The sequence below is a fragment of the Micromonospora avicenniae genome (genome assembly GCF_900156065.1).
GTDB lineage: Bacteria > Actinomycetota > Actinomycetes > Mycobacteriales > Micromonosporaceae > Micromonospora > Micromonospora avicenniae.
Genome location: NZ_FTNF01000013.1, coordinates 75,750 through 93,589, shown reverse-complemented (window position 1 = coordinate 93,589; position 17,840 = coordinate 75,750). Strand labels below are relative to the sequence as shown.

17 protein-coding genes are annotated in these 17,840 nt (G+C 72.9%); 12 read left to right on the top strand and 5 right to left on the bottom strand.

All coding sequences use genetic code 11. The features are described from left to right. Positions 1-5 precede the first annotated feature (5 nt). The 9 genes from BXA10_RS20155 to BXA10_RS20115 all read left to right on the top strand — a co-directional run bounded on the left by BXA10_RS20155 (position 6) and on the right by BXA10_RS20115 (position 8,957). A complete protein-coding gene (locus BXA10_RS20155; RefSeq protein ID WP_076472048.1) occupies positions 6-1,709 on the top strand; it encodes a trypsin-like peptidase domain-containing protein in 1,704 nt (567 codons plus the stop codon). Between the two features lie 169 nt (positions 1,710-1,878). Continuing rightward, positions 1,879-2,550 (top strand): BON domain-containing protein, encoded by a 672-nt coding sequence (locus tag BXA10_RS20150; protein ID WP_076472046.1) that lies wholly within the window; start codon positions 1,879-1,881, stop codon positions 2,548-2,550. A 174-nt stretch (positions 2,551-2,724) separates the two neighbouring features. Then, a complete protein-coding gene (locus BXA10_RS20145) occupies positions 2,725-3,783 on the top strand; it encodes a glycosyltransferase family 4 protein (RefSeq protein ID WP_076472272.1) in 1,059 nt (352 codons plus the stop codon). A 214-nt stretch (positions 3,784-3,997) separates the two neighbouring features. Continuing rightward, positions 3,998-4,828, top strand: a complete 831-nt coding sequence (locus BXA10_RS20140) for a patatin-like phospholipase family protein (protein WP_076472269.1) — start codon at positions 3,998-4,000, stop codon at positions 4,826-4,828. Then, positions 4,828-5,874: a 1-acyl-sn-glycerol-3-phosphate acyltransferase gene (locus BXA10_RS20135; RefSeq protein WP_076472044.1), complete on the top strand. Its 1,047-nt coding sequence runs from the start codon at positions 4,828-4,830 to the stop codon at positions 5,872-5,874. Before BXA10_RS20140 ends, BXA10_RS20135 begins: the two co-directional genes overlap by 1 nt. Positions 5,875-5,883: 9 nt before the next feature. Then, positions 5,884-6,204: a divalent-cation tolerance protein CutA gene (cutA, locus tag BXA10_RS20130; RefSeq protein ID WP_076472042.1), complete on the top strand. Its 321-nt coding sequence runs from the start codon at positions 5,884-5,886 to the stop codon at positions 6,202-6,204. A 173-nt stretch (positions 6,205-6,377) separates the two neighbouring features. After that, complete coding sequence (locus tag BXA10_RS20125) at positions 6,378-7,427, top strand: fatty acid desaturase family protein (RefSeq protein ID WP_076472041.1); 1,050 nt, start codon at positions 6,378-6,380, stop codon at positions 7,425-7,427. A 91-nt stretch (positions 7,428-7,518) separates the two neighbouring features. Further along, positions 7,519-7,812, top strand: a complete 294-nt coding sequence (locus BXA10_RS20120) for a 4a-hydroxytetrahydrobiopterin dehydratase (protein WP_076472040.1) — start codon at positions 7,519-7,521, stop codon at positions 7,810-7,812. After that, positions 7,809-8,957: an FHA domain-containing protein gene (locus BXA10_RS20115; RefSeq protein WP_076472039.1), complete on the top strand. Its 1,149-nt coding sequence runs from the start codon at positions 7,809-7,811 to the stop codon at positions 8,955-8,957. Before BXA10_RS20120 ends, BXA10_RS20115 begins: the two co-directional genes overlap by 4 nt. Positions 8,958-9,101: 144 nt before the next feature. Here BXA10_RS20115 and rocD read toward each other — a convergent pair whose 3' ends face one another. From rocD to BXA10_RS20100, 3 genes are all read right to left on the bottom strand, one after another. Beyond that, entirely contained in the window at positions 9,102-10,316 is a 1,215-nt protein-coding gene (gene rocD, locus BXA10_RS20110) for an ornithine--oxo-acid transaminase (protein ID WP_175649257.1), read from the bottom strand. After that, positions 10,316-11,131, bottom strand: coding sequence for a dimethylargininase (ddaH, locus tag BXA10_RS20105; protein ID WP_175649258.1), 816 nt, complete (start codon positions 11,129-11,131; stop codon positions 10,316-10,318). The genes rocD and ddaH overlap by 1 nt, the downstream gene beginning before the upstream one ends. Positions 11,132-11,593: 462 nt before the next feature. Beyond that, the gene (locus tag BXA10_RS20100; protein ID WP_076472034.1) at positions 11,594-12,346 is read right to left on the bottom strand and encodes a DUF308 domain-containing protein; all 753 of its coding nucleotides are present in this window, start codon (positions 12,344-12,346) and stop codon (positions 11,594-11,596) included. 195 nt (positions 12,347-12,541) lie between these two features. On the opposite strand from BXA10_RS20100, the gene BXA10_RS20095 reads away from it, so the two are divergent. Beyond that, a complete protein-coding gene (locus BXA10_RS20095) occupies positions 12,542-13,375 on the top strand; it encodes an Fpg/Nei family DNA glycosylase (RefSeq protein ID WP_084753058.1) in 834 nt (277 codons plus the stop codon). A 132-nt stretch (positions 13,376-13,507) separates the two neighbouring features. Here BXA10_RS20095 and BXA10_RS20090 read toward each other — a convergent pair whose 3' ends face one another. Then, positions 13,508-14,389 carry an aminoglycoside phosphotransferase family protein gene (locus BXA10_RS20090; protein WP_076472031.1) on the bottom strand — a complete coding sequence of 294 codons (882 nt, stop codon included), beginning with the start codon at positions 14,387-14,389 and terminating at the stop codon, positions 13,508-13,510. Positions 14,390-14,532: 143 nt separating this feature from the next. Here BXA10_RS20090 and BXA10_RS20085 point away from each other — a divergent pair, with 143 nt between their 5' ends. Both BXA10_RS20085 and BXA10_RS20080 read left to right on the top strand, forming a co-directional pair. After that, complete coding sequence (locus BXA10_RS20085) at positions 14,533-15,048, top strand: SigE family RNA polymerase sigma factor (protein ID WP_076472029.1); 516 nt, start codon at positions 14,533-14,535, stop codon at positions 15,046-15,048. A gap of 2 nt (positions 15,049-15,050) precedes the next feature. After that, positions 15,051-16,304: a hypothetical protein gene (locus BXA10_RS20080; protein ID WP_076472026.1), complete on the top strand. Its 1,254-nt coding sequence runs from the start codon at positions 15,051-15,053 to the stop codon at positions 16,302-16,304. A gap of 44 nt (positions 16,305-16,348) precedes the next feature. Here the strand turns inward: BXA10_RS20080 and BXA10_RS20075 are convergent, their stop codons facing one another. Beyond that, a complete protein-coding gene (locus BXA10_RS20075) occupies positions 16,349-17,770 on the bottom strand; it encodes a WGR domain-containing protein (RefSeq protein WP_076472024.1) in 1,422 nt (473 codons plus the stop codon). Positions 17,771-17,840 lie beyond the last annotated feature (70 nt).

Genomic DNA, 17,840 nt, shown 5'->3' with positions numbered 1-17,840 from the left:
AGGTCATGACCGAGTACGAGTCCGACCCGCAGCGCCGGCCGGCCCCCGCAGACGCCGAGCCGTCGCACCTCACCGCCGAGCTGCCGCGCGTGGAGCGCGCGCAGTCCGACTCCCCGACCACCGACCCGGGTGCCGATCCGGCGGCCCGGGACACAGATCAGTCCGCGGCTCCCGCCGCCGTCACCCCGGAGCCCGCCGCCCTGGCCGGCACCGGAACCGACGCCGCCCGGGACGCCGACGCGACCGTTTCGATGGCTACGACGTCCGGCGCGAACGCGGACGCCGACGCGACCCAGCCGGTGGCGACGCCGTCCGGCGCGAACGCGGACGCCGACGCGACCCAGGCGGCGACCACGACCGCCGGGAGCGGCTACCAGCCGTACGCCGGTACGCCCACATATGCCGGCCACCCGGCTCCGGGCCAGCACATGCCGGGCCAGCACATGCCGGGCCAGCCTGGCCACCACGTGCCGGGCCAGCACGGGTACCCGCAGCCGGCCGCCGGCTACCCGGGCGGCCACTGGTACCCGAACCAGCACTCCGGCTGGGCGGGCGGGGGCCAGCCGGGTGCCGGAACCCAGCCGTACGGGCAGCAGCCGGGCCAGCCCCTGCCGCCGTGGGCGGTCAACACCCAGCCCGACGCCAATCCCGGTGCGCCGCGGATGGGCCGGATCGCCAAGTTCGCCGGCGCTGGAGTCGTGATGCTCGCGCTGATGCTCGGCTCCGGTGTCGGCGGCGGTGCGCTCGCGCTCGCCCTGGACGGTGACGGTGGCGGCGTGACGCGCACCTACTCGGCCGCGCCGGTGATCAACAGCGCGGACCTGCCGAAGATCGCCGCCTCGGTGCAGGACAGCGTCGTCTCCATCGCCACCGAGAACGGCGAGGGCTCCGGCGTGATCCTGACCGCCGACGGCTACGTGCTCACCAACAACCACGTGGTGGCCTCGGCCGACGGCGACACCGTGCGGGTGGTCTTCGCCGACGGTACGAACGCCGAAGCCAAGATCGTCGGTACCGACCCGAAGACCGACCTCGCCGTGGTGAAGGCCAACGGGGTGAGCAACCTGAAGGCGGCCAAGTTCGGCGACAGCGACGGAATGCAGGTCGGCGACCAGGTGCTCGCCCTGGGTAGCCCGTTGGGGCTGCAGGGCTCCGTCACCGCCGGCATCCTGAGCGCCCGCGACCGTACGATCCAGGCCGGTGACGGCCAGCAGCAGGACCCGCGCCAGACGGCCTCCTCGATCGCCGGGCTGCTCCAGACCGACGCCCCGATCAACCCCGGTAACTCCGGTGGTGCGCTGGTCAACACCCGGGGTGAGGTGATCGGCATCAACACCGCGATCGCCACCTCCGGGCAGAGCACCGGCAACATCGGCGTGGGCTTCGCCATCCCGAGCAACAAGGCCAAGGACGTCGCCGGGAAGCTCCAGCGCGGCGAGAAGGTCAGCCACCCGTCGCTCGGGGTCAGCGTGAGCATGGCCGAGGGCGGCGGCGCGATGGTCCGCGACGTCACCCCGGGCAGCGCGGCCGAGAAGGCCGGCCTCCAGCGGGGCGACGTCATCACCCGCTTCGGCGACAAGGTGATCAACGACTCGGACGACCTGGTCGGCGCGGTCCAGGGCGGCAAGGTGGGTGACCGGGTCGAGGTGCACTACAAGCGCAACGGCGCCGAGGCCACCGCGACCGTCACGCTCACCGAGACGTCCTGACCGACAACTGAACCTGCCTCCTCCTCCAGGCGGCGGGTGACGGAGACAAGGGGGTTGCTCCGTCGCCCGCCGCCGCCTCCGCTGAAGACGGCGGTTCACCCGGTACGGGTGAACCGCCGTCACCCGTATCGGGGGCAGTCTCGGCAGCACCGGCGAGGGGAGGGACGCGATGAGCACGGCAGCCGCCGCCCGCGAGGACCAGCGGATCCAGCAGGACGTCCTGGCCGAGCTGGCCTGGGACGCCGAGGTGCAGCCGAACGAGATCGGGGTGAGCGTCGAGCAGGGGGTGGTCAACCTGACCGGCTGGGTCGACAGCTCCGCCCGGCGGTGGGCCGCGACCCGGTGCGCGCAGCGCGTACGCGGGGTGCGCGCGGTCGCCGACGACATCGAGGTACGCCTCCCCGGCAGTCCCGGAGTCACCGATGCGGAGATCGCCATCGCCGCCAGCCGGGCGCTGGAATGGGACAGCTTCGTCCCCGCCGAGCGGCTGGATGTGACAGTCGCCAACGGCTGGGTGATGCTCCGGGGCGAGGTGGAGTTCGGCTGGCAGCGCCGCAGCGCCGAGCGCGAGCTGCGCCGGCTGCGGGGCGTACGCGGCATCACGAACCTCATCGAGGTACGCCCGCCCGCGCCGACGGACACCGACCGGATGCTCCGCGACGTCCGGCGGGCGCTCGGGCGCGCTCTCGGCACCCGGCAGGTGTCGGTGGCGGTGGACGGGGACACGCTGGTGCTCAGCGGCGTGGTGCGGTCCTGGTGGGAACGGGACCAGGCCGAACGGGTGGCCTGGTCGGCGCCGGGCGTACGGGAGGTGGAAACCCAACTGCTCGTCGGGGAGTGAGACGTCGCAGGGGCGGACGAGTGGAGCGTCCCGGTTGTCCGGTTTATCCGCGCCCGGCGCGGGAAAGCGGGCCGTGCACCGGCGTACCGCGCGCACCGGGAACCGACGGGAGGACCCTTGGGCGCGACCCATCTGACGAGCGAGCGGCCGGCCGGCCGGCCGCTGCGGATCGCGATGGTCGTGCCGCCGTGGCTATCCGTACCGCCGCCCGGTTACGGCGGGCTGGAACAGGTCGTGGCGGGTCTGGTGGACGCCCTCGTGCGCCGGGGCCACGCGGTGACCCTCTTCGGCGCCGGCGAGTGGCACGGGACCAGCGCGCAGGCCTTCGTCTCCACCGGGTCGCAGCTGCAGTACGCGCGGCTCGGTGAGTCCCTTCCCGAACTGGCCCACCTGGCCCGGGTACGCCAGTTGATCGATCGTGCGGACTTCGACGTCATCCACGACCACACCACGATCGGCCCGCTCGTCGCGGGGCGGCGCAGCGTGCCCACGGTGGCGACCGTGCACGGCAATCCGGTCGGCGAGTACGGCAGCGTGCTCAGCGACACCGACCACGGCGTCGGGCTGGTCGCCATCTCGCACACGCAGCGCGGGCTGAACCCGGGGCTGCCCTGGGTCGGGACGGTGCACAACGGCCTGGACCTGCGGGACCTGCCACGCAAATCGGTGTCCGCTCCGGGCCCGGTGCTGTGGCTGGCGCGGTTCAGCCCGGACAAGGGGCCGGACGTCGCGATCCGGGCCTGTCGCGCCGCCGGCCTGCCACTGCTGCTGGCCGGCAAGTGCAACGAGCCCGCCGAGCGCCGGTACTACGACGAGGTGGTGGCGCCGATGCTCGGCGACGACGTCGAGGTGGTGCTCAACGCCGACCGGGAGAGCACGCTACGGATGCTCCTCGACGCCCGATGCCTGATCATGCCGATCCAGTGGGATGAGCCGTTCGGGATGGTGATGGTCGAGGCGATGGCCACCGGCACCCCGGTGGTCGCGCTCGCCCGGGGGGCGGTGCCGGAGCTGGTCACGACCGGAGTGACGGGCCTCGTGTGCGAGGGGCCGGAGGAGCTGCCGGCGGCGCTGCGGGCCGTGGAGTGGCTCGACCCGGCCGACTGTGTGGCGCACGTCGAGGCCAACTTCTCCACGACCCGGATGGCGCTGGGCTACGAGGCGGTCTACCGGCACGTGGTGGCCGCGCCCTGGCGTACGGTCCGGGAGCCGGTCCGGCTCACCGGTCGTTGACTCGGCCGCCGGTGGCGGGGTCACGCCGACGCGCGGCGGTCGACGCGCGTAGCCCGGCTCGCTGTTCCGGGCGGCGCCGTCCCGGCGCGCGCGTACCCGGGCCGGCCGGCTTCCGGACGCCCGGCGTCCGATGCGGACCGGCGGTGGCCGGGGTGGCCGGGCTCACCCGGCTGACCGGCGGGCCGGGCCCCGTGGTCGTGCCAGGATGAACGGCATGGCGGCGGGACCGGTGGCGTTCGTGCTCGGCGGCGGTGGCGTGCTCGGCGCGGTCGAGGTGGGCATGCTCCGCGCGCTGTTCCGGGCGGGCATCCAGCCGGACCTGGTGCTCGGCACCTCCATCGGCGCGGTCAACGGCGCGCTGGTCGCCGCGGACCCGTCCGAAGCGGTCACCGACCGGTTGGTCAAGTTGTGGTCGTCGCCCGAGGCGAGCGAGGTGTACGGCGACTCCGTGGCGCGCCAGCTGCGCCGGTTCGCCGCCCGCACGCACCTGCACTCACCGCGCCCGCTGCGCCGGCTGCTCGAGTCGGAGTTGGGGGCCGAGACGACCTTCGCCGACCTGCGGGTGCCGTTCCGGTGCTGTGCGGCGCACATCGAGCGGGCCGCCGAACACTGGTTCGACAGCGGACCGGTGGTGCCGGCCGTGCTCGCCTCCGCCTCGGTGCCCGGACTGCTGCCGCCCACCGAGATCGACGGCGCGCACTACATCGACGGCGGGATCGTCAACTCGATCCCGATCGGCGAGGCGGTCACGGCCGGCGCCACCCGGATCTTCGTACTCCAGGTGGGCCGGATCGAACGGGAGCTCTCCCCGCCCCGCCGGCCCTGGGAGATCGCCCAGGTCGCGTTCGAGATCGCCCGGCGGCACCGGTTCTTCCGGGAGATGGCCGCGCTGCCCGACGGGGTCGAGGTGCACGTGCTGCCGACCGGTGGGCTGAACCCCCGCGACGACACGCCGTGGGCGTACCGGGACGTGGCGGCGGTGGGACGGCGGATCAGCCGCGCGTACACGGCCTCCCGGCGGTACCTGGCCAACCTGGAGCGTTGATGCCGCTGCCGCCACGGTGGGTGCGCCGGGTGCTGCTGGCACCCGCCGTGGTCCTGCTCGCCGTTGTGGTGGTCACCACCCTGCCGGTCTGGGCCCTGCTCGCGGCGGCCCTGTCACCACTGGTTCCCGGTCGGCTGCGCCCGCTACGGCTGCTCTGGATCGGCTGCGTCTACCTGGCCTGGGACGCGGCGGCGCTGATCGCGCTCTTCGGACTCTGGGTCGGGTCCGGCTTCGGTGCCCGGGTCCGCTCGCCGGGCTTCCAACGGGCCCACTACGTGCTCGCCGGCTGGTTCCTGCGGGCGCTCTTCTGGCAGGCCCGGTGGACGTTGCGGCTGCGCATCGACGTGACCGGCGCCGACCCGGACACGGCCCTGCCCGGCCGCCCCGAGCTGGTGCTCTGCCGGCATGCCGGGCCCGGTGACTCGTTCATCCTGATCCACGCCCTGGTGAACTGGTTCAAGCGCGAGCCGCGGATCGTGCTCAAGGACAGCCTCCAGTGGGACCCAGCGATCGACGTGCTGCTCAACCGGTTGCCGAGCCGGTTCATCGCGCCCTCACCCGACCACGACCGGGCTGAGGTGGCGATCCGCCAGATCGGGAACCTGGCCGTCGGCCTGGACGACGACGACGCCTTCGTGATCTTCCCGGAGGGTGGCAACTTCACGCCCAGGCGGCGGTTACACGCCATCGCCCGCCTGCGGTCGCTGGGCCTGGAGCGGATGGCACTGCGGGCCGAGCGGATGCGGCACGTGCTCGCCCCGCAACCCGGTGGGCTGCTGGCCGCGCTGGACGCCGCCCCGGAGGCCGGGGTCGTCTTCGTGGCGCACACCGGACTGGACCGCATGCTGACCGTCGGTGACGTCTGGCGTGAGCTGCCGATGGACAAGCGGATCGTGATGCGGTTCTGGTCGGTGCCGCCCGAGGAGATTCCGCAGGCCCGGCAGGAACGCATCGACTGGCTCTTCGACTGGTGGGCCCGGATCGACGAGTGGATCGCGGCGAATCGGGACGGTGTGGTCATGAGCGACGGTGACCCCGCCGCGTAGGGTGCGGTCGTGGACCGGATCAGCGTGGTGACGACGGTGGTGGACGCCCGTTCGGTCGCCGACGTGTTGGCGGCGGCCGCCGTGGCCGGCCGGCTCGCCGCCTGCGCGCAGGTCGGTGGGCAGGTCGACAGCACGTACTGGTGGCGCTCCGGTGTGGAGACCAGCACCGAGTGGTCGGTGCAGTTCAAGACCGCCCCGGACCGGGTGGCCGCGCTGGTCGACCAGATCCGGGTCAACCACCCGTACGAGGTGCCGGAGATCCTGGTGACCCGGGTGGAGAGCGGGGATCCCGGGTACGCGGCCTGGGTGTACGAGCACACCCGCCCGTGACTTCCCGCAGCCCGGCGCGCGCCGTAGCACGAGCGGGGTCACGAGCGGGGTAGGGCCCTCCCTACCCCCACTCGGGGGCTGACAGGGTTACTCAACGCTACCGATCTCCGGAGACTCGATGGCGGAGGTCGAGCCGTCATGGCCGGCCGTATGTCGACGAAACGGGAGCGGCGATGGTGCTGTCAGCGGTGGCGGATCCGCCGGTACGGCGAGGAAGTGACTACGCACAGTTGTCCCGACGGATCAGTCAGGCGGGCTTGCTGCAGCGGCGTCCGGGCTGGTACGCGGCGCGGATCGCGCTCACGCTGGGTGCCTACGCCGCCGGCTGGGTGGCGGTCTTCGCGCTGGGCGACTCCTGGTGGCAGCCGCTGGTCGCGGTCGTGCTGGCGGTGGCCACCACGCAGGTCGCGTTCCTCGGCCACGACGCCGGGCACCGGCAGATGTTCCGCCGGCGTGGCCCGAGCGAGGCGGTCGGCCTGCTCGCCGGCAACCTCGCGGTGGGGCTCAGCTACGGCTGGTGGGTGGACAAGCACAACCGGCACCACGCCAACCCGAACCACGAGGACGAGGACCCGGACGTCGGTGCCGGCGCGCTGGTCTGGACGTACGAGCAGGCCCTCGACACTCGCGGCTTCGGGCGCTGGCTGGCCCGGCGGCAGGCGTACCTGTTCTTCCCGATGCTGCTGCTGGAAGGGCTCAACCTGCACGTCGCGAGCATCCGGGCGATCGTCGGGCGGGAGCCGGACGGCCGGTACCAGACGCCGATGCGGCACCGGCGGGTCGAGGCGCTGCTGCTGGGCGTGCACACGGCGGGCTATCTCGCCGCGCTGCTGCTGGCCATGTCGCCGGGCAAGGCGCTGCTCTTCGCGGCCGTCCACCAGGGACTGTTTGGCCTCTACATGGGCTGCTCCTTCGCCCCGAACCACAAGGGCATGCCGATGCCGACGGCCGACGACGAACTGGACTTCCTGCGCAAGCAGGTCCTCACCTCGCGCAACGTACGGGGTGGCGCACTCGTCGACGCGGCGCTGGGCGGGCTCAACTACCAGATCGAGCACCACCTCTTCCCGAACATGCCGAGGGCGAACCTGCGCCGGGCCCAGCCGATCGTGCGGGCGTACTGCGCGGAACGCGGCATCCCGTACGCCGAGACCGGGCTCGTCGACTCGTACCGGCAGGCGCTCGCCCACCTGCACGAGGTGGGGCGTCCGCTGCGGGGCTGAGGCCGGGAGGTTCCACCCCGGTTCGGCACTCCGCCCGTACGCGCCGTCGGGCTCCGCCTGCCGGGGCTTCCCGCCCCGGTAGGGTCACCCCATGGCAGACGTGCTCACCGCGGAGGCGGTGGAACAGGAGCTGGGCGGGCTGTCCGGATGGTCGGGTGACCCGACCGGGATCAACCGTAGCGTCGAGCTGGCCAGCTTCCCGGCCGCCATCGCGGTGGTGGACCGGGTCGCCGTGACGGCCGAGGAGATCGACCACCACCCGGACATCGACATCCGGTGGCGGACCGTGACGTTCCGATGCGTCACCCACTCGGCCGGCGGGGTCACTCGCCGTGACTTCGACCTGGCCCGTCGCATTGACGAGATCGTTCGGAGCGCCCGATGAGATTCGAGATCAGCAAGGTGTTGGACGCCATCGAGGGGCGGGTCTGCGTCGACCCGTCGCTGGCCCGGGCCGTCCTCGACCTGGCCGAGGTGATCCGCTACCAGGACATCGACGGTGGCCGGCCGGCCAGCCTGCTCCGGCTCGGCATGGTGATCGACGCCCTCTCCCGGCAGTTGGAGGAGGACAGCGTCCAGGTCTACGCCGTGGTACACCGGGCCCTGCTCTCCGACGCCGACCTCACCTCCAACGAGCGGATGGTGGTGCGCCGGTGGGCCGACGACGGGCTGGTCGAGGTGCTCGACAATCCCGGTGACCGGATGCTGGAGGTGGCCGACCTGCTCGGCCTTCCGGTGCTCACCCGGGCCCGTCTCGACGGGCTGCGTGGGCGGTTCCCCTGGGTGGCGGAGGAGCCCGGTCGGGTCCTCGCGCCGGTGCCGGGTGCCGGTGGGCCGAACCTCGTGGCGCACGTCGGGGGCGGCGACAAACCGGTCGCGGGGCACCGATCCCCGGCCGGGGCGAAGCTGCTCACCCGGCAGTGGCGGTGCCCGGAGTCGGGCTGCGCTCTCTTCGGCGGCGGTGGTGGCGGGTCCTTCGCCGACCTGGCCCGGGTACAGCGCAGCCCCGCCGAGCAGGCACCACCGGCGCTGCGTAACGGCGTGCCGACCTGCCCCCGGCACGGCACCCGGCTCCGGGACGTGGGCCCGCGTCCGCGTACCGAGGTCCTCGCGGTGCGGATCGGCGGGCTCGTGCGTCGCCGGTTCGTGGTGAGTGAGGAGCAGCCGGTGCTGGTCGGCCGGGCCCCCGAGGGGGAGGGCGGGATCGTGCTCGGCCAGTGGTTGAACGACGAGGCGCGGCGCTGGATCAGCCGCAACCACCTTCATCTCGAGCTGCGGGTCGGTGAGGTGATCGTGACCGATGTCAGCACGAACGGCTCGGGCATCCGCCCGGGCGGGTCGATGACCGAGGCGGAGCGGATCCCGCTCGCGCCGAAGCAGTCGCGGGTGCTCGGTGAGAACGACATGGTCGAGCTCTACCCGGGAGTGCAGATCGGCCGGGCCGAGGAACTGCCCGCCGGCGCGCCGTTCACCCCCACCTCCGTGATGGCGGAAGCCCCCACCATGGCCATGCGCCTCCCCCGCCCCTAACCCCCACCCCCACCCGGCCCACCCCCACCCGGCCCACCCACCCACCCACCCGAAGCAGTTGATCAAGAGGTTTGCGTCAGGAAGCGGCTGGTTCGTGACGCAAACCTCTTGATCACTGGGTCCAGGGTTGGGGTGGGGTGGGGGTCAGGGGGTGAGGATGGCGGCCAGCTGTGCGACCGCGTGGTCGATCTCCTCCTCGGTGACGACCAGGGGCGGGGCGAGGCGGATCGTCGAGCCGTGGGTGTCCTTGGCCAGGAGGCCCCGCTCCATCAGCCGCTCGCAGGCCTCGCGGCCGGTCATCAGCGCCGGGTCGATGTCCAGTCCGGCCCAGAGGCCCCGGCCCCGCACGGCGACCAGACCCTTGCCGATCAGCTCCTGAAGGCCGGCGTGCAGCCGCTCGCCCAGCTCGGCGGAGCGGCGCTGGAACTCGCCGGTCGCCAGCATCCGGACCACCTCGACGGCCACCGCGCAGGCCAGCGGGTTGCCACCGAAGGTCGAACCGTGCTGGCCGGGCTTGAGCACGCCGAGCACGTCGTTGTTCGCGACCACCGCGGAGACCGGCACGATGCCGCCGCCGAGCGCCTTGCCGAGCAGGTACATGTCCGGGACCACGCCCTCGTGGTCGCAGGCGAACGTCGCCCCGGTGCGGCCGAGGCCCGACTGGATCTCGTCGGCGATGAAGAGCACGTTGCGGTCGGTGCAGACCTGGCGTACGCCCGGCAGGTAGCCCTCCGGCGGCACCACGACGCCCTGCTCGCCCTGGATCGGCTCGATCAGCACGGCGACGGTGTTCTCGTCGATCGCGGCGGTCAACGCGTCCAGGTCGCCGTAGGGAACCACGGTGAACCCGGGGGTGTACGGCCCGAAGTCAGCCCGGGCGTCCTCGTCGGTGGAGAAGCTCACGATCGTGGTCGTGCGTCCGTGGAAGTTGCCCTCGGCGACCACGATGTTGGCCTGCCCCGCCGGTACGCCCTTGACCTGGTAGCCCCACTTGCGGGCGACCTTGATCCCGGTCTCCACCGCCTCGGCGCCGGTGTTCATCGGCAACACCAGGTCCTTGCCGCAGAGTTCCGCCAGCTCCCGGCAGAAGTCCGCGAACTGGTCGTGGATGAACGCGCGGCTGGTGAGGGTGAGCCGGTCGAGCTGCGCGTGCGCCGCGGCGATCAACTGCGGGTGGCGGTGGCCGAAGTTCAGCGCCGAGTAGCCGGCCAGGAAGTCGAGGTAACGGCGGCCGTCCACGTCGGTCAGCCAGGCGCCCTCGGCGGAAGAGATCACCACCGGCAGCGGGTGGTAGTTGTGCGCGGTCCAGCGCTCCGCGTCGCGGACCGCGCCCGGCGTCCGCAGCATGTCGTCGACGATCACTTGTCTGCCTTTCCCTGTCGGAGTCGCAACGTGCAGCACTTCGGTCCGCCGCCGGCCTTACGCAGCTCGGACAGGTCGACACCGATGGTCTCGTAGCCCCGGTCGCGCAGCTTCGCGGCCAGGTCGGTGGCCTGCGCCGGCAGCACCACGTGCCGGCCGTCGCTGACCGAGTTCAGGCCGAAGACCTCGGCGTCGGCCATCGTGGCGTGCACCGCGTCCGGGAAGAGCCGGCGCAACACGGCCTGGCTGCCGGGGGAGAACGCCTCCGGCAGGTACGCCACCGTGCGCTCGTCGAGCACGGTCAGCGCGGTGTCCAGGTGGTAGAAGCGCGGGTCGACCAGCTGCATGGTGATCACCGGGTAGCCGAAGACCTCCTGCAACTGGGCATGCGACGCGTGCGCGGTGCGGAAGCCGGTGCCGGCGAGCAACAGGTCACCGGCGAGGAGGATGTCGCCCTCGCCCTCGTTGACGTGCTTCGGTTCGTACATCTCGAAGCCGGCGGCCTCGAACCAGGCCCGGTAGGCGGGGGCCTCGTCGGCGCGCTGCGGGTCGCGGAACTGCACCGCCATCGCCTTGCCGTCGATCACGGTGCCGCCGTTGGCGGCGAAGACCATGTCGGGCAGGCCGGGCACCGGAGCGATCTCCTCGACGGTGTGGCCCAGGTCGCGGTAGACCTGCCGAAGCTGCTCCCACTGCCGGACGGCCAGGTCGGTGTCGACCGGCGCGGTCGGGTCCATCCACGGGTTGATCGCGTAGTCCACGGCGAAGTACGTCGGCCGGCACATCAGGAAGCGCTGGCGCGTCGCGTCCATCGTCATTGTCCTGCTCCCAGGGGTCGGGCGCGCCCGGCCACCGTCGGCCCACGGGCTGGCGCCGTTGGTCAACGTTATGCGGCCCGGGCCGGCAGGATCCACCGCAGAGGATTGCGCAGGACGTCTGTTCGTTGCGTCTGAGTCATCACCACCGACGATTCGTTGCGTGTGAGCGTTGGCGCGCCCGCCGGGTGGCGGCCGTCACGGAGCTGGGCGGGGTCACGCTCGCGCAACGAGGGCGGTGGCCTCGACGGGATGGGACCGAGACGACATCGACGAAGCTCGCGCGCGTCGTCGCCGGGGGCGGCGGGACGGGTGCGGGCGGGAAACACATCAGGGGCGGCGAACCGCCGCCCCTGAAACTGTGTCGCCCGGCTGGTGAACCACCAGACTGGTCGGGCCCGGCCGGTGAACCACCGGCCCTGGTGGCCGGCGCACCGCCGGCGAGCCGGACAGTGCCCGCTAGAAACGATTCACAAACTGTGAGTCGAGCCACTCCCGGAACCGCTGCACCCAGTCGCCGTCGGTGCTCGGCCAGTCGAACAGGCCGGTCATCGCCAACACCCCGGCGACCACCGCGGCCAGGCCCAGGGCGATGCCGAACAGGGCGTCGGTCTTGCCGGCGACGTGCCGTCGCCGGGTGGCGATCAGGCCCAGCACCGAGAGGGCCGCACCGATCGCGCCCAGTCCGATCCCGTAGCCGGCGAGGGTTCCGGTCAGCACGAACAGGGCTCCGGCGACCGCGACCACCAGGCCGAGGGTCGCGAGCAGGCTGGCCCGGGGCTTCGGTCCGAGCGCCGCCGGTCGGTCCGGCTCGATCCGGCCCGCGTCCGCGTCGACCGGACGGTCCCGCTCCGGGCGTACGGTCCGCTCTCCGTCTCCGTCTCCGTCGCGGTCGGGCCGGGCGGCGGCCGGAACGGGCCGAAGCTCGCCGGTCGGCCGGGCGGTGGCGGCGCGGGCGACCGCCCCACGCGTGGCGGCCGCGGACCCGGCGGTCGGGGCGGCCACCCGCGTGTCGGTGGACGGCGTTTCGGTGCGGGCGACGCCGGCGGGTGCGGTGCCGTCGCGGTACGACGTCCGGTCGGTCACCGCCGCCTGTGTCGCGTCCGGACGGTCCGCGCCCTCCGGCGCGGGGGCGGTGGCGACCGAGGCGTCACCGCCGTCGAGGTTGTCGTCGCGCGTCGGGCGGCGCGACAGCGAAGGAATTCTGACCACAACACACCTCCTCGGTAATGCGGGGCGGCCGTGGAACGGATGGCACCCACGCGGTACGTCCCTCCAAGTACCCGGCTGGGTGTTTTCCGACACGTCTCGTGCGGTCAGGGGCCACCAAGGGTCCCGAGTGCGTTACACGACCCCGACGATCAGGGCACATGGCAGGTGCGGGCCCTGCTGACTACCCTTGCGCCCGTGCCAGAGGGACACACCATCCACCGCCTGGCGGCCCGGCACGCCGAGCTCTTCGCCGGCCGCCCGGTGCACGCCAGCAGCCCGCAGGGCCGGTTCGCCGACGGCGCCGCCCGGCTCACCGGAACCGTTCTCCACGCCACCGAGGCGTACGGCAAGCACCTCCTGCACCACCACGCGGGCGAGCTGACCCTGCACGTGCACCTCGGGCTCTACGGCAAGGTGACCGACGGCGTCGGGGAGCCGCCCGAGCCGGTCGGCCAGGTGCGGCTGCGGCTCAGCAACGACGGCTCCCGGGCGAGGCCCGACGACCGGCACTGGCTCGACCTGCGCGGTCCCACCGCCTGCGAGGTGCTCACCCCGCCCGAGGTGGCGGCGCTACGGGCCCGGCTGGGGCCCGATCCGCTGCGCGCCGACGCCGACCCGGATCGGGCGTACGCCCGGATCTCCCGCAGCGCGACGCCGCTCGCCGCTCTCCTGCTCGACCAGTCGGTGGTGGCCGGCACGGGGTTGATCTTCGTGACCGAGGCGCTGTTCCGCGCCGGCCTGCCGCCGACGCTGCCCGGCAAGGCCCTGGACCGCGCCGGCTGGGATCGGCTCTGGGGCGACCTGGTGACGCTGATGACCCTCGCCGTGCGGCAGGGCCGCATCGACACCGTGCGCGACGAGCACCTGCCGGAAACGATGGGCCGGGCGCCGCGAGTAGACCGGCACGGTGGTGAGGTGTACGTCTACCGCCGTCCCGGTGCGCCCTGCCACGTCTGCGGCACGGCGGTCAGCCGCGGCGAGCTCGCCGGCCGCAACCTCTACTGGTGCTCGACCTGCCAGGCCCGGTAAGGGCGGTCCCGCCGCCCAGGTCCGATCAGGCCGGTGTCCGCCTGCCGGGGCTCCCCCCGGGGCCGGTGAGGCCGGTGTCCCGCCAGCCGGGGTCGGTGTCGCGCCCGCCAGGCCGGTGACGGGGGTCCAGGCTCACCGCGGGTCGTCGAGCAGCCAGCGGACCACGTCCACCTGAGCGGGGAAGACGGCACCCTCGCCGATACTCCAGGCCAGCGTCTGCGCGATCGTCCAGCCCCGCACCCGGTCCCGGTCCAGGCCCAGCTCGGCGCTGAGCCGGTCGAGCCGGTGCCGGACCGCCGCGGGGGAGTGCCCCAGCTCCGCGCCACGCACCACCGGCGCCACCGCGAACTCACGCTCGCCGACCAGCGGCTTCGGGTCGATGACCAGCCACGGCTCCCGGGTCGCCCGCAGCACGTTGCCGGCGTGCAGGTCCTGGTTGACCAGCACCTGCTCGCCCTGGCTCGGCACCAGGTCGGCGAGGAAGCCGAGAGCGGCGTCCAGCAGCCGCCGCTCGTACGGCCGGTTCGCCCGCTCCCACTTGCCCGGCATCCGTTCCGCCCAGCCGGCGGCCTCCTCGGCGAGCGTGGCGAACGGCGGGCCGGCCGGTACGCAGAGCCGAGGCAGGAGCGCGACCATCGTGTCCAACGCCGCGTCGGCCGCAAGTTCGTGCAGCGGGCTGCCGGGAACGGCCCGCTCGACCATGAGGGCCCGCCGCGCCGGGTCGTGTTCGAGCAGCCGGACCGCGCCCGCACCCGACCATCGCGCCAGCGCGGTCGCCTCGTGCTCGCTCTCGGCGTCCGGGTACTGGAGCTTGAGCACCGCCGGCGTACCGTCGGGCAGCTCGGCCGGCATCGCCAGCGAGGCGTAGGCGTACGGGAACGGCGGACCGACCCGCAGCGACCAGTGGGCGACGCAGGCTGCGACCCGGTCCGGCAGCTCGGCCAACCAGGCCCGCCCCGCCCCGGTCCCCTCGACCCAGCGCAGTCCGTCGGGAATCTCCAGGCGGTCCGTCATGCGACCATCCTGGACCCCGCGTGCGGGACCCGTACAACCGATCCCGGCCGGTTCCCGTCTAAGGAGCGTGCCTCGGAGGCGGACGCGGTTCGGCGTAATCGACGCGTCCGGGGCACGCCCGTGGAACCGACGGAGGTAACTGGATGCCGGATGCATCGGATGAGGAATACGTCGCGTACCTGAGTGCGCGGCTGCCGGCGTTGCACCGGCTGGCGTACTCGCTGTGCGGCAACGCCGACCAGGCCGACGACCTGGTGCAGGAGGCGGCGACGCGGCTCTTCGAGCGCTGGTCCCGGGCGTCCAGGGCTGATGACGTCGACGCGTACGTGCGGGCGATCGTGGTGCGGCTCTTCCTCGACGGCCGACGCCGGGGCTGGTGGCGGATCCGGCTCTTCGCGGCCCCGCCCGACGTGCGCCGCAGCGAGGACCGCGGTGTCGAGGAGCGCACGGTGCTGCGCGACGCGCTGGCGCAGGTGCCACCGCGCCAGCGGGCCGTGCTGGTGCTGCGCTTCCTGTACGACCTGCCGGTCGACGAGGTGGCCCGATCCCTGGGCTGCTCGGCCGGAACGGTGAAGAGCCAGACCTCACACGGGCTGGCCGCGATGCGCCGGCTGCTCGGCGACCGTGAGTTGGCCGGTAGTACCGGAAAGGAGCGGTGACGATGAGGATTGACGAGGACCGGGTCGCTGACCTGCTGCGGCGGCTCGACGACGAACCGACCCGCCCACCCCGGGTCGACCTTGGGGTGGCGATCCGGGAGGCGCGGCGACGCCGCCGCAACCGCCGCGTGACGGCGGCCGGAGCCGCGGCGCTCGGCGTGCTGGCGGTGGCCGTCCTACCGGTGGCCCTCCACGGGAGCGAGCGGGCGGCACCCGCACCGGCAGCGACGCCGAGTGCGTCGACGCCGTCGCCGACCGGACCGTTTCTAGGCGAGTGCAGGGCCACGCTGCTGCCGGTACCGAACAGTGATCGAGGGACTGAGGTGACAGGCGGCGACCCCGACGGCCGGTGGTTGGTCGGCCGCCAGAGCGGTCAGTCCCCCATGGACTACCGCCTCCTGATCTGGGACCAGGAGCAGGTGCGGGAGGTCGAGCTCCCCGGCAGGGATGCACAGCTCTATGACGTAAACCGTGCCGGATTGGCGGTGGGCTCGGTAATGGCCATGCGCGGCGGGTTGCAGCCGCGGGCGGTTCATGACGGTGTCGCTGTCCCCCTGCTGGGGATAGACCGTGGTGCCGCGAGGGCGATCAACGACGCTGGCCGGATCGTCGGCTGGCGGTTCGAGGAGAGCGCGCGGGAACCCTTTGTTGAAGAGAGGCCGGTGGTGTGGGACTCGTACCAGGCGCGAGCGGTCGACCTGCCGCTGCCCGGGCCGGAGTGGACGGGTTCGGCGATCGGCATCGACGAGGGCGGCACCATCGTGGGCCGCGTGGCTGACATGAGCCAGCCGGGGCCGTACCAGCCACAGCGCCTAGCCGTGTGGCGGCCGGGGGCCTCCCGACCGGAGGTGCTGCCGCAACCACGGGTGCCCGGCGGAGTCGCCTCCACGTTCTGGCCCGGGTCGTTCGCCGGTGGCTGGGTGACCGGGAGCGCTGCCCGGAACTTGCCGGGCAAGCCCCGAAGTGCGGCGAAGAGCTACCCGGTCCGGATCAACGTGCGGACCGGGGAGGTGGACGTGCTACCGGCCGCCGTGACCACAGGGGCCGGCAACGGTCGGGGCTGGATGGCCGGAGTTCCGTCGTCCCTCATTCCCACGCTGGTGACCGACAAGACGTCGGTGACCCTGCCGGGACCGGATGGCAGAGCCGGCAGTGCCCACGGCTGGGTCAGGAGCCTCAGTGACGACGGGCGGGTGCTCGGTGGGCAGCTCTACCTGAACAAAAGAGGTCACGCGGTGCGCTGGACCTGCCGGTGAGACCGGTCCGGGGGCGGTCCCGCTCCGCCCCCGGACCGGAGCCGTCAGCGCAACCGGCGGATGTCGCCGTACGCCCGGTAGAAGCCGCCCCGGCCGGACTCCCGGACCTCGGTGACCAGGTAGCGGGCCCCCGGCTCGCGGATGCCCTTGGGGAACTGCACCGACCAGTCGCGGTGGTAACCGTCGGAGAGCACCTGGATGCGCAGCCGGCCGCCGTGCTCGACGCACTGCACCACCACGCCGGACCGGTCGTCGCTGGTCACCTCGACCGAGGTCCAGGCGGCCGGCTCGGGCAGCCGGGCCGGGGCCTTCACGTCGACGACGTCCGGCACGCTGCCCGCCTCGGCGGCCCGGATCGCCGGCTCGCTGGCGTCGATGCAGGCGAGGTGACCGCTGGTGGTGACCACGTAGAGCCGTTCCTCGTGGTATTGCATCGAGTAGGCCGAGCCGCAGCCGGTGCCGAGCTTCCACAGCCGGTTGCCGGCCTCGTCGAAGCAGTAGATCGAGGAGGCGCTGTCGCCCGCGAAGACGTAGCGGCCGCCCTCGGCGGTGGCGCAGGAGAAGACCGCGGCGTCGCAGCGGTACGTCCGCTCGGCCCGCCCGTTCTTACGTAGCCGCACCACCTCACGGGTGCCGGTGCCGGCGAAGACGGTGTCCCGTTCCTGCCAACCGAACAGGACCGAGCCGGTGTCGGTGTGCCACAGCTCCCGGCCGGTGCGCCAGTCGTAGCCGGTGACGCCCCGCGAGTGGCCGTGGTAGAGCGCGTCGGTGTCGCAGCGCACCATCCAGGCGGAGCGGCCGCGGCCCGGGCGGCGCCAGAGGAACTCGTCCTCGTGGTCGATCGCGGCGATGCCGCCCTCGCGGTCGGAGACACCGAGCACGCCGTCGTGGATGTCCAGCCAGTAGATGTCGATGTCGGGGGCGATCGCGTATGCCACCCGGGGCACCTTCCCGGAGAGGTCGTAGACGTTGCCGTCGTCGCAGCCGGCGTAGATCCAGGCGTCGTCGGCGACGATGCACTTCACCCCATCGGGGAGCCGGACCTGGTTCAGCACCCGGGCGTCGTGACCGAGGGTGGTGATCACGCCGTGCTCGTTGCCCACCATGCAGCTCTGCCCGTCGACGAAGATGCCGAAGGCGGGTGCGCCCGAGTCGTAACGCCAGAGCACCGGCGCGGTGCGCGCGGTGGAGCGGGTGCTGACGATCTGGCGGCGGGAGACCGAGCGCTTCTGCCGTACGCCGCGCACCGCCGGGGCGTACCCCTTGCGGATCTTCTCGCCGATCTTCTTCGCGGCGGCCGCCCGGGCGCGGACGTTGTCGGGGTAGGCGGTGGTCTTCACCTGCCCCTGGTCGCCGATCCGGCCGTAGCGGACGGTCATGGCAGTGTCCTCGACCACCACCTCGTAGAACTTGTGTGCCCCACCGTCCACTTCGGACAGTTCGAGGTAGGTCGTCTCCTGAGCCATGGGGGGATGCCTCCGGGGAAGTGGCGGGCGACCGGCGGATCACCGGCGCGACAACGGAAGCACGCTAACC